The sequence below is a fragment of the Algoriella sp. genome (genome assembly GCF_036647415.1).
In the GTDB taxonomy this organism is placed as follows: Bacteria; Bacteroidota; Bacteroidia; order Flavobacteriales; family Weeksellaceae; genus Empedobacter.
Genome location: NZ_JAVXKG010000007.1, coordinates 98,701 through 110,474, shown reverse-complemented (window position 1 = coordinate 110,474; position 11,774 = coordinate 98,701). Strand labels below are relative to the sequence as shown.

The 11,774-nt window shown below is 28.5% G+C and carries 12 protein-coding genes; 7 read left to right on the top strand and 5 right to left on the bottom strand.

Annotated elements, in window-relative coordinates; all coding sequences use genetic code 11:
• Nucleotides 1-127 precede the first annotated feature (127 nt).
• On the bottom strand, nt 128-916 hold the full coding sequence (locus RSC72_RS04925; RefSeq protein WP_332578435.1) for a hypothetical protein: 789 nt from the start codon (nt 914-916) through the stop codon (nt 128-130).
• Nucleotides 917-1,223: 307 nt separating this feature from the next.
• On the opposite strand from RSC72_RS04925, the gene RSC72_RS04920 reads away from it, so the two are divergent.
• Complete coding sequence (locus RSC72_RS04920; protein ID WP_332578434.1) at nt 1,224-1,436, top strand: hypothetical protein; 213 nt, start codon at nt 1,224-1,226, stop codon at nt 1,434-1,436.
• 256 nt (nt 1,437-1,692) lie between these two features.
• Here the strand turns inward: RSC72_RS04920 and RSC72_RS04915 are convergent, their stop codons facing one another.
• The 4 genes from RSC72_RS04915 to RSC72_RS04900 form a co-directional block, all read right to left on the bottom strand.
• Nucleotides 1,693-2,964, bottom strand: a complete 1,272-nt coding sequence (locus tag RSC72_RS04915; protein ID WP_332578433.1) for a phage integrase SAM-like domain-containing protein — start codon at nt 2,962-2,964, stop codon at nt 1,693-1,695.
• A gap of 497 nt (nt 2,965-3,461) precedes the next feature.
• Nucleotides 3,462-4,292, bottom strand: a complete 831-nt coding sequence (locus RSC72_RS04910; protein WP_332578432.1) for an urea transporter — start codon at nt 4,290-4,292, stop codon at nt 3,462-3,464.
• 301 nt (nt 4,293-4,593) lie between these two features.
• Nucleotides 4,594-5,367, bottom strand: a complete 774-nt coding sequence (locus tag RSC72_RS04905) for a glucose 1-dehydrogenase (RefSeq protein ID WP_332578431.1) — start codon at nt 5,365-5,367, stop codon at nt 4,594-4,596.
• 19 nt (nt 5,368-5,386) lie between these two features.
• Nucleotides 5,387-7,105: an amidohydrolase gene (locus tag RSC72_RS04900; protein ID WP_332578430.1), complete on the bottom strand. Its 1,719-nt coding sequence runs from the start codon at nt 7,103-7,105 to the stop codon at nt 5,387-5,389.
• A 348-nt stretch (nt 7,106-7,453) separates the two neighbouring features.
• Between RSC72_RS04900 and RSC72_RS04895 the strand changes: the two genes are divergently transcribed.
• From RSC72_RS04895 to RSC72_RS04870, 6 genes are all read left to right on the top strand, one after another.
• Nucleotides 7,454-7,846 (top strand): VOC family protein, encoded by a 393-nt coding sequence (locus tag RSC72_RS04895; protein ID WP_332578429.1) that lies wholly within the window; start codon nt 7,454-7,456, stop codon nt 7,844-7,846.
• Between the two features lie 162 nt (nt 7,847-8,008).
• Nucleotides 8,009-8,488, top strand: a complete 480-nt coding sequence (locus RSC72_RS04890) for a hypothetical protein (RefSeq protein ID WP_332547012.1) — start codon at nt 8,009-8,011, stop codon at nt 8,486-8,488.
• 145 nt (nt 8,489-8,633) lie between these two features.
• The gene (locus RSC72_RS04885; RefSeq protein WP_332547011.1) at nt 8,634-8,930 is read left to right on the top strand and encodes a hypothetical protein; all 297 of its coding nucleotides are present in this window, start codon (nt 8,634-8,636) and stop codon (nt 8,928-8,930) included.
• 476 nt (nt 8,931-9,406) lie between these two features.
• The gene (dapA, locus tag RSC72_RS04880; protein WP_332578428.1) at nt 9,407-10,285 is read left to right on the top strand and encodes a 4-hydroxy-tetrahydrodipicolinate synthase; all 879 of its coding nucleotides are present in this window, start codon (nt 9,407-9,409) and stop codon (nt 10,283-10,285) included.
• 11 nt (nt 10,286-10,296) lie between these two features.
• Nucleotides 10,297-10,803, top strand: coding sequence for a ferritin (locus tag RSC72_RS04875; protein WP_332566450.1), 507 nt, complete (start codon nt 10,297-10,299; stop codon nt 10,801-10,803).
• An 82-nt stretch (nt 10,804-10,885) separates the two neighbouring features.
• Entirely contained in the window at nt 10,886-11,770 is an 885-nt protein-coding gene (locus RSC72_RS04870; RefSeq protein WP_332546420.1) for an outer membrane protein assembly factor BamD, read from the top strand.
• The last annotated feature ends 4 nt before the right edge of the window (nt 11,771-11,774 follow it).

The following is an 11,774-nucleotide window of genomic DNA, read 5'->3' as shown; positions in this document are numbered from 1 at the left end:
TGAACAAGTGTTTAACGACCATTAAATAGAAGTCTAACAAACTAATTCTTCCTAATAAAAATCTTATCTTCTGAAATTAAACTTAAGTTCGGCTTAAGTTCGGCTTAAGTTTAGCTAAACAAAAATCTTACTTGTTGTTTTTATTATAATTTTCAATTATTGAACGTAAGACATCTGTATTCTTTTTTTCTTTCTTCTTCTCTTCTTCTTTAATAATTACACTATAAAACTTTTCTTGAGAGAGTTGAGTAAAATAATTAATCCTTCTTATCGTTTTAATAGTCAAATTCCCATCTTTATCATAAGCAGGAATTTCTTTTGGAATAAACCAGTACCATCTTTCTGAAAGCTCTTCTTTTATTCTATCCCAATATCTTTTAGTGAAGTACTTTTGTAATTTTGGATGCAGTTGTTCTTTTATTCTCGGATCTGGAAAAATTAATTTTTCATCAACATATTCACGAGCTAAACTTTTAGACAATCCGTTCATTCTAGAATAAATAAAATTCTTATCAACCTTAGAGTAGGATTTTTCTTTATTCGTACTTAGAAGTGCTAAATGAGCCAACAAGACAACTTTCTCAAATTCTGTTTTTGGATTTTTAAAAAAATCAACTAAAACAGCTGTTTTAATTCTTGAATAAGGTTGATTTGATTGTACACTATTAAAAATTTCTTCTCCTTTGTTGTAAGTGGAAATTTTATTCATTGAATTCACTTCAAAAAATGATTCAGCAATCTCAATAGCCTTTTCTTCATCCGCACTATTCACCCATTCAAAACCATCTTTAAAATTATACTCCATAATATGCTTATAAATTGAAAAGCTGTAAATATTATACAGGCAACTATTGGAATCATCTAAAAATCCATCAATTAAATTGATTGGGAAATTAAAAAATTTCTCATTCTTCATTATTTCTTTATTATACCATTTCAAAGATAGCAAATATTAAAATGCTACATTAAAACATGGAATAAAATAAAATAGAAGACATTTACTCCTAATTACAAATCAAATTTAAACTCACTAAAACAAGAGATAAATCTTTTGAAATCAGATTTGAGGAAATAGAAATGTAATAACACACGGATACTTAACGTGTAAAATAATACACAATAGTGTAGTAGTTGTAGAAATAATTTATATCTTTGTTCTATAATAAGAACACTTTAATATAAAGTGTGTCAGCTGATATTATAAAAAAAAACAAATACTGATTTTGGGAAATTTACCAACAAATAACCATAGAGTTACAAGATGTTCGGGAAGCGTTAATCCAGCTCATGCAGCGTGTAAGCCTTCTAAAGGAGAACGTTTAAAGTGGGAGAAGTCAACTTCTTCAAATACTTTATTTGTTATACTTAATGAAGATGGTCGTATGTTGAATAATAACGAATTCCCTCAAAATAATAGAAATCTTTTAGTGCCTTGACATTCGACTACACAGGCTATGAATTAAAACCCCTTCTGGCGAAGCTAAAGCCCTTTTTCCTTGTGTAGCTCGTGTATTATTCTTAACTTTGCTTCTGTAATAAAATTTATCTTTCATTAATAAAGTTGTTTAAATAGCAATCATTCATGTCAAAGAATTAATAATACCGTTGCGCCAACAACGGTTTTATTTTGATAATATATCAATTATATAATTATCAAAAAAAATTGTAATAATTTAAACAATAAATTGTTTTTCATCCAAAAACAGCATCAATAACTTTCAAATGTTCAGCGTCTTGAATTTCGTAAGGAGTTGCACCTTGATAGCCCATTGAAATTGAATTATTAGAATGTCCCATTATTTTCTCCAGCATCATTTGATTAATCATCAAGTTCCCTCCAATAGTTCTAAATGTGTAACGTATATATTTAGTACGAATATCAAAGCTTAAATTGTTTTGTTTTCGAACCGTAATCATTCTTTGATTAATCATTTTGATATAACTGTTATATCCTTTTATATTATCTTCAGGTCCTGGTAAAAATGAAAATACTCGATCACTATCTTTAGTTCCATAGTTATTAATAATTTCCAAAGCAATTGGATGAAGTATATTATCAATCTTTACTCCACCTCCTTTACTTTTGTTTTTGAATCTATAAAACGAAATTCGATTATTGTTTATATCTTTCCATTTAAGATTTGCAACTTCAATAAAGTCATGTCCTCCAATCAAAAACTGAAACTTTATTAATTCTCTAGTCATTACATGAACATACTCTTTATGCTTGTAAGGTCCTAAAATCTCAAGATTAAAATAATGTATTAAATTATCTGCGCCAATATCTCTATTAACCTCCCTTCTTAACTTTAAATTAATAACTATATCCTTAAATGGATTGTCAGTTTTAATATTTAATGATTTTCTTTTTTGAGCCTCATTATAAACTTCTTTTAAACCTTGTAGATAGCTTTTAAACGAAAAATCAGAGACGCCATTATTATAACAATACACTTTATAATTATAAAGTATCTCATAATCTATACTATTGATAAGAAAAGAATCTTTGTCAATGTTCAAATATTCTAAAAACTTATAAAACTTATTAATCCTTACTTTATGTTGAAAAATTGATTTACCTTCTGATTCACGATCTTTTAAAAATTGCAGGAAAAAATCTTTAAACGTACTTTGACTTTGTTGAATCTTTAATCTATTCAACTCCATTTCAAGTAGCATTATTTTACTGTCAATATCGTTTAATTCTGGAATACCATTTTTTATAATTTCAATTGACTGTTCCAAGTTAAGAAAATTCTTATTGCAATATTCAAGTTCCTTTAATAACTCAAATTCTCTTTGTATAACAAAAGAGTTTCGAATAACCGCTTTTGATTTTTCTATTTGATAGATATTTAAAGGTAAGTATCTATGAGAATTGATTTGATCAAAAATTCTAATTTTTAAAGGAAAGCCTTTTTTAGTTTGCCTTCTATTGTCTACAATAATAGATGCGCTTATCATTTTTTAGGGTTTTTAACAAGATATTGCAAATTTATAATAATTTGCAATTTGCAATATATAAAAATCCCATTTTTTACCTCGTTTTACCTTTTGATTAATATATAATCTTTTTATCTAGTAGTGTTCTGTAAAGGCTTTATATGAATTTTAGAGGGATGCAAAAATTAAAGAAGTAATACATGTCAAAAATTACAGTTTTAATCATTTTATTTTATTCAATTAATTACGTTGTGTTTATATAATTTGAAATATTTAATAAACATAAAACGTCCAGATTTTTGATCTGAACGCTGAACAAATATAAGGATATTTCTAAAATTTTTAAAGGTTTTAGATTTTAATTCAGGATTAATATCTTTCAAAATTATTTTGGTTTTAAAACGTGTGTCTGTCATAAACTATCAAAAGATAAATGCATCTTAGAAGTGTTATAAGTAGAAATTATTCGATATAAAAAAACCTCATTTAAGATTATTAAATGAGGTTTTTTATTCATTCTATTTAAAGTAAGTCCTAAATTTTAAAACTATCCAAGTACTTAAAACAAATGGTGCAGTAAGTGCAATTGCTCCAATATCAGAAAAGCCTATAGTTAGAATAACCGATAAAAAAGTTGATATCGAAATCCAAATAAACGATTCACGCTTTTTATCTGCCAAAGCAATAGCACAAAGTATTGCATTATATCCCATAAATCCTGCATTAATAATAGATATTGGCTCCTTAAAAATTAAACCTATTAGAGAACCTAAAATAGCCGCATAAACTCCATAAATAGCAGAAATTCTAGAATTTATTAAAATGCCGAAAAGAAATAAAACACCAGTTATCTTATTTTCTTGAAACATTATTTGACCAAAACTATTTGTTGAAAATGATAATAATTGAAGAGTATTTTCTTTTGGGAATGAAGATGATACAAGTGAAAAATCTAAAACAAATAAAAAGAAAATCATCATCAACCAAGTTATTATAATAAATGGAAAAGTAAACGGAGGAATTATTTTTTTTAAATAATAATTTAAGACTGTTGTTAATGCTGCACTAATAATTAAAGCAACAAAAGTTGGAATTGAAAATCCAAAAAAATACCAGAGTGCTATACCTGTTAATGCTCCATTAAATCCGTAAAGTCCATCTTGAATTTCATCTTTTGAATAATTTAAAATCTGTGCTGTACTTATACTTACTATCGTTCCAAGTAAGGCTGCAAAACCTAAAATTAATGAATTATAAAAAATTCCGATTAAAAATATAAGCCCTGTGTATACATTATTCTGAAACATTACCTGTCCCAAACTTCTTAAAATAGATTGAAAATAGTTCATTTAATTTGATAAATAATTATATTATTAACCTGTTGTGCATTTTGATAATTTTAGCAATTAAACCGTCAATTCGAGTGGAATTCTGTAAGAATTTTGTATCAAGAATAAGGTTTTAGATAATAAAATTCTATTCTTGATACAATTTTTATTTATTATCATTTCTAAAAATCACTCGTACTGACGAATTTTAATTCAAAATATACAACGGGTAATTTGAAATATTAATATACATATTTGAAAAACGAGCAACACTATAATTAATCATAATGTTGCTCGTTTTATTATTTTTTTTATGTTTAAATTATTCGAGAGTTTGTTCTCCACCACCATTCACAAAAATAGTTTGACCACTTACCCATTCGGAAATAGGAGACGCAAAATACAACATTGCGCCAGCGATATCTTCTGCTTTTCCTAAACGTTTGATTGGTGTATGCGCTAACATTACTTTTTCTATTTCGGGTGTCAAAACACTTTCTAAAGCAGCAGTTCTTGTAGCGCCAGGACCAACAGCATTAATTCTAACTTCCGGACCAAAATCGTAGGCTAAGTTAGCAACCATATGATTCACTGCAGCCTTAGATCCTCCATAACCACTCATATTTGGACTTTTATTGATACTCGACATAGATGTTGTAAAAACGATAGAACCATATCCTACTTTTTTCATATATGGAACAACTAATTGGCATAATCTCCAACCGCTAAAAACATTCAATTCAAAATCTCGTTTAATATCATCCACAGATGCTTTGAACGGATTTTCTCGACCTCCACCTCCACCACCAGCGTTATTTATTAGGATATGTATACTTCCAAGCTCTTTTATAGTTGACTCTACCAAATGTACTAAATCTTCATCTTTCAAAACATTACATTCTACCGCAATAGCCTTTACTCCCAATGCTTCAATCTCTTTTGCTGTTTTTTTAGCCTCTTCTAAATTAAAATCACCAATAGAAATATTAGCTCCATGTTCTGCTAATATTACAGCTGTTGCTTTACCAATTCCATTTGCTCCTCCTGTTACAATAGCTGTTTTACCTTTTAAATTAAATAATTCTGAAGTGTTCATATAATTGAATTTAAATTAATTATTTTTTAAAAATAGTTTTACCCTCTTTTATAGTTTCAACTACTTTAATGTCTTTTAATTCAGTTGATTTTATTGTTAATGGGTTTTTATCTAAAATAACAAAATCAGCCATTTTTCCTTTTTTTAATGACCCTTTAAGATTTTCATCGAAATATTCATAGGCTGCATTTATTGTAATCGCTTTTAGCGCTTGATATGGCGTTGCTTTTTCAGCCTCACCAATTACTTGTCCTGTTCTTGATGTACGATTAACCGCTGTCCAAATAGTAAACAAAGGGTCTATTGGTGTTACTGTAGCATCAGAATGATTGGTATATTTCAAACCCATTTTGTCTGCAGTTGCAATCGGACTTAAAAAAAATGCACGTTCTTTTCCTAGATTTTCTACGTGAACATCACCCCAAAAATAAGCGTGATTTGTAAAAAATGAAGGCACAATTTTATATTTTTTATACGTTTCTAACTGATCAGGTCGAACAAATTGAGAATGTATTGCAATTGTTCTTCTGTCTTTATCTAATGGCTGTGAAAGTACTTTACAAGCGTATTCGTGAGCTTTTATAAGCATATCAATCGTTGCATCTCCATTACAATGCACAAAAAGTTGATTATTACTAGCGTAAGCTATTTTGAAGAGATTATTTAATTGTTCTTGCGTTAAACTTGCAAGTCCTCTACAATCGTGCGAACAACTAGGTACAGGTGTTAAAAATGGCTTTGTAAAATAAGCCGTTTTACCTTGAGGTGATCCATCTGCAACAATCTTTGTTCCTTCTACTTTAAATCCATTTCGATACTGTTTGAAATGAATTGTAGAATCTGCTAAATTTTTCTCTAAATCGCTGTAGCCTGCTAATGCAATCAAATCTATTTTTAATTTACCTTCATCCGCTTGTTTCTGGAAAAACTGAATAGCATTTCGATCTGTCATCCCATCTTGTGCGGTTGTAATTCCATTTTCTGCATAATAATTTTGAGTTTTATCAAAAAACTCAACCTGTTTTGTTTGAAGTATCTGAAGCATATTACTTACAAATGCATACATTGCTGTTTCTTGTACCAATCCATTTGGCTCTTTCGTATTTGGATATCTATCTATATTTCCTCCTGGAGGATTTGGACTAGCACTTGTAATATTCATTTTTTTAAGCGCTAAAGAATTTGCCACTCCCATATGCCCACTCGTATGTTGCAAATAAACTGGATTATTAGGTAAAATAGCATCTAATTCTTTATTATTTGGATGTCTTTTTTCTTCTAATTGGCTCTCATCATATCCCCAACCAAAAATCCATTCACCATCTTTAATATTATTTTCTGTTTTATATTTTTTTAAATCTTCTAGGATATTTTTAATACTCGAAACATTACCAACAGGTGGTGGATTCAAATTTATTTGTCCCATCGTATTAGATACCATTCCAAAATGACTGTGTGGATCTATAAAACCTGGCAATAAGGTTTTTCCTTTTAAATCTACTTTCTTATTCTTAGAAAATAATTTCTCCGCTTCTTTAAGATTCCCTACGAATACTATTTTTCCATTTTGTTCTACAACAGCTTCAGCATAATTAATCTCATCTGTTTCCATCGTTATAATGTGTCCATTATAATACAATTGAGCATCAGAATCCTCTTCTGTACCCATTTTCTTATCTGTTTGTCCACAACCAAATAACAATGTTAAGGACAACATAAATAGTGCTGCTTTTTTCATTTATTAATATTTTTGTTTAATATTTAAGGTAATTTTGTTTCATTACTAAAAAAATAATCATAAATAATAGAGCGTTTCTTGATAAATAAAAAGTTCAAATTAGGTGAATTTGATTCTATACTTTTCTTATAAGTAATTTACTGATAATTTGTGAAATAGAAAAATTAGACAAATTATTTTTCTATTATTTAAAATGAAATAAAATTTTAATATTTTATTTAAAAGCAATATTGAGATGATTAATATTAATTCTAAAATAATTCTATATTTAGAAACAAAAAATGATTTCTAGAAAATAAACAAAGGATCAAAATAGTTTCAATATATATACAAATACTACTTTATATCATGATAAAATTTGCATACACAATTCTTTACGTTCAGGATGTCACAAAAACCATTAAATTTTATGAAAATGCATTTGGTTTCTCCAGTAAATTCATGTCACCAGAAAATGATTACGCTGAACTTTTAGTAGGCGAAACAACACTTTCATTTGTATCAATATCATTAGCTGAATCTAATTTAAAAGATGGATTTATAGAAAGTAAATTAATGAATAAACCTTTTGGAATTGAAATTGGTTTTACGACAGATAATGTAGAACAAACAATTGTAACTGCTGTAGACGCTGGTGCTATAGTTGTAGAAAAACCAAAAATAAAACCTTGGGGACAAACAGTAGCTTACATTAGAGATCTTGATGGTTTTCTGATTGAATTATGTACGCCAATGGTGTAAATTAAAACTTTAGAAACATTTTAAATAAAACATTCAAAAACTGATTATTAATCAGTTAATATCATAAAAGTTAGTAAAAATCAAAACATAAGGTTCAAAAAATTAATATTATGATAACATTTGCACACTTTTTGTAAAGTCTAAGGAAGAAAATTATTTACAATGAAAAAAGTATTATTTACAGTTGCGTTAATTTTAGGATTATCTCAAGTTAATGCTCAAAATTACAACAATGCATTGGGTGTTGTTGTAGATTTAGGAGATGGAGCAACATTAGTTGGTCCTCAGTATAAACATTCTTTTGATGGAAAAAATGCTGGTAATTTACAAGTAATGTTTGGTGATAATATTACAGTTTTAGGTGCAGATTATACATATAATCAAGCATTTTCTGGTACAAATGGATTAGGATGGTATGTTGGTGTTGGTCCTCAGTTATCTTTTGTTGATTATGGAAATGATTATCATGGAGATTCTGATAAAACATATTTTGCAATTCGTCCACAAGTTGGTTTAGAATATAAAATTCCTTCGGCTCCATTAGCATTACATTTTGATTGGAAACCTTGGTGGAATTTAACAAACGATTCAAATTTTGAAGCAGGAAGATTCTCTTTAGGATTTAAATATGTTTTCAATTAGTAATTAATTCTAGAACATATAAAACCACTCTATATTGAGTGGTTTTTTCGTTTAATAATAAAATATTATTTTTACAATAAATCTTTAAGTTATATTTTTAAAATAAGACTTAACTTAGTTCCTTTCAAACATAAAAAGATATATCATGAAAGAAATTAAATGTTTATTTCTAATCACAGCATGTTTTACATTATTTAATTGCGTTTCTACACAAAATCAAACTTTAAATGATGGAAGCTCTATGGAAAAAGCAATAAAAGTAGGTAGTGTAGCAGAGGAATATAAAATTGCTCGTAACAAATGTCCTGATTGTCAACTAAAATCCCAAACTTTATCTACGGATGACAAAGGAAAACCATTTGATATATTAACTTATACAAAGCCTAATGGAGAAACAGTTAATTATTACTTTGATATATCTAAATTTTTCGGGAAATTTTAAAATGCCTATTTTTTTATTTTAAAAAACTATTATTTCTCATAATCATAGAAGTAAAACCGTTGTGCATTGTACTAATTCTAGCAATTAAACCGTCAATTCAAATGAAATTCTGTAAGAATTTTGTATCGAGAATAAGGTTTTAGAAAGATAAAATTCTATTCTCGATACAATTTTTATTCATTTCATTTCTAAAGTTCACTCGAACTGACGAATTTTAATTCAAAATGCACAACAGGTTAGAAGTAAGTAAAATCATAAAAACAACCAAGATTTTAGTTTTTAAAACTATCATTTTATGTTTACTTTTGGAAAAGTAATTATTCTTGAACGAATAAATTTTAAGTAATAACAGCTATTTAGCCGATTTATCTCTTTATTTAATTCAAGTCAAATTCTATATAAGCTCAATAATTTGATAATTCGAGTTATAATTACGAAATTTAACGTATTATTTATATTTAATAACATTTTAGAAGATGAAACAATTAGTTGGAACAGGAGTCGCTTTTGTTACACCTTTTCACCAAGATGGGAGTATTGATTTTACTGGTTTAGAAAAATTAGTAGATTATACAATCAATGGAGGTGTTGAATATTTAGTTATTTTAGGAACTACTGCAGAAGCAGCAACACTTACAAAAGATGAAAAGAAGCAAGTAATCGAAACGATAAAAAAAACCAATGCAAACCGTGTTCCAATGGTTTTAGGTATTGGAGGTAACAATACTGCTGAAGTTATTGCAGAATATAAAGAAACAGATTTAAGTGATTATATTGCGATTCTTACAGTTTCACCTTACTATAACAAGCCTACGCAAGAAGGTATTTATCAGCATTACAAAGCAATTGCAGAAAGTACAGATCAAAACATTATTTTATACAATGTACCAGGACGCACAGGCTCTAATATTACACCAGAAACTACAATTCGTTTAGCAAATGAATTTAAAAATGTTGTAGCAATCAAAGAAGCTTCTCCTGACTTTTTACAATCAACAGATATTATTAGATTAAATACTCGCGAAGATTTCCTTATTATATCTGGAGATGATGAATACGCTTTACCAATGACTTTAGCTGGTGGATCGGGTGTGATTTCTGTTATAGGACAAGGAATTCCTGAGATTTTCACAAATATGATTCGTAAAGCATTAAACAAAGATGTTGACGCAGCTTATACATCACATTATAAAACGGTAAAAATTACACGCGCTATTTTCGAAGAAGGAAATCCATGTGGAATAAAAGCAGTTTTAGACAACAAAGGAGTTTGTTCTCCTTATACACGTTTGCCTTTGGTACCAGCTTCAGCGAAATTAACTGAAAAGATTAACCAATTATTAGCAGAAATTTAAACAATAAAACTATGATAAAAGATACTGTATTAGACGCATTAAATAAGCAAATAAAACTAGAAGGAGATTCTTCTCAATTATATTTAGCAATGGCTTCTTGGGCTGAAATAAAGGGATTAGAAGGAACAGCAAACTTTTTGTACGCACACGCAGACGAAGAAAGAATGCATATGTTAAAATTAATCAAGTTTATTAACGAAAGAGGTGGAAAAGCATTTGTTCCACAAATAGAAGAACCAAAACAAGATTTTTCTACTTTGAAAGATGTTTTCAAAGCTATTCTTACTCACGAAATGTTTGTTTCTGAATCAATTAACGAAATTGTAGGTTTAACATTAGAACAAAAAGATTATGCAACACATAATTTCTTACAATGGTATGTTTCTGAACAAATTGAAGAAGAAAAATTAGCTCGTAATGTTTTAGACAAATTAGAAATGATCGGATCTGACAAAGGAGGCTTGTATCTGTTTGATCGTGACATTGTTACAATAAGCGCAGAGTCGTCTCAAGAATAAATAAAAAAAATTGAGTTTTTATTAAGAGGATTAGATAATAATTTTTTATACTTTAGTCCTCAATTTTTATTAAATTTGCAGAATGTTTAAAAAACTAAGTTTAGTAGTTTTAATTGGCGCTTCGGTAATGTCTTGTAATAAGACTTACAATAAAGCGATGAAAAGTACGGATAAAGATGAGATATTTACCCTAGCAACGCAGTTGTACGAAGATGGTAAATATGATTTAGCAAACGAATTGTACGAAAAAATTTCGACATCTTTCGTAGGAACAGAAAAAGCAGCTGATATTGCTTATAATATGGCACAAGCTAATTTTAACGAAAAAAACTTTCGTTTAGCTGGTCATCAATTCAAAAGTTTCGCAGGAGCATATCCAATGGATGCTCGTGCAGAAGAAGCTTTGTTCAAATCAGCGTTTTCTTATTACAAGGATTCACCGAAGTACGATTTGGATCAAACAAGTACATACACAGCAATTAGTGAGTTACAAGGATTTATCAATGCATATCCAGAGTCAACTCAAGTTAGTGAAGCGAATAATTACATTACAGAACTTAGACAGAAGTTAGAATTAAAATCATTCGAAATCTCAAAAGTTTATTACAAAACGATGAAATATAAGGCTGCGGCTGTTTCGTTTGATAATATGATTGACGAATATCCAGATTCTAAATTCCGTGAAGAAGCAATGATGTACTCTTTACGTTCTAAAGCAGAATTAGCTTTAAATTTTAGCCGTTTAGAAAGCAAAGAATTACGTTTACAAGAAGCAAGAACTCAATATCTATTGTTAAAAAGATATTATCCAGAAACTAAATTTAAAAGCGAAGCTGATAAGTTAATGGAAAAGATTGACAAAGATATAATCGATACTAAAAAAGCATTAGCTGATTTAGATGTTGCAAGAAAAGCTGCAGAAGCAAGTCAAGCAGAAGCAATCAAAGAGCAAAATAATAATAAATAATAAA

Coding starts and splice junctions, on each gene's coding strand:
- RSC72_RS04925 (WP_332578435.1), bottom strand. CDS start 916: ATGAAGAATGAGAAATTTTTTAATTTCCCAATCAATTTAATTGATGGA.
- RSC72_RS04915 (WP_332578433.1), bottom strand. CDS start 2,964: ATGATAAGCGCATCTATTATTGTAGACAATAGAAGGCAAACTAAAAAA.
- RSC72_RS04910 (WP_332578432.1), bottom strand. CDS start 4,292: ATGAACTATTTTCAATCTATTTTAAGAAGTTTGGGACAGGTAATGTTT.
- RSC72_RS04905 (WP_332578431.1), bottom strand. CDS start 5,367: ATGAACACTTCAGAATTATTTAATTTAAAAGGTAAAACAGCTATTGTA.
- RSC72_RS04900 (WP_332578430.1), bottom strand. CDS start 7,105: ATGAAAAAAGCAGCACTATTTATGTTGTCCTTAACATTGTTATTTGGT.
- RSC72_RS04895 (WP_332578429.1), top strand. CDS start 7,454: ATGATAAAATTTGCATACACAATTCTTTACGTTCAGGATGTCACAAAA.
- RSC72_RS04890 (WP_332547012.1), top strand. CDS start 8,009: ATGAAAAAAGTATTATTTACAGTTGCGTTAATTTTAGGATTATCTCAA.
- RSC72_RS04885 (WP_332547011.1), top strand. CDS start 8,634: ATGAAAGAAATTAAATGTTTATTTCTAATCACAGCATGTTTTACATTA.
- dapA (WP_332578428.1), top strand. CDS start 9,407: ATGAAACAATTAGTTGGAACAGGAGTCGCTTTTGTTACACCTTTTCAC.
- RSC72_RS04875 (WP_332566450.1), top strand. CDS start 10,297: ATGATAAAAGATACTGTATTAGACGCATTAAATAAGCAAATAAAACTA.
- RSC72_RS04870 (WP_332546420.1), top strand. CDS start 10,886: ATGTTTAAAAAACTAAGTTTAGTAGTTTTAATTGGCGCTTCGGTAATG.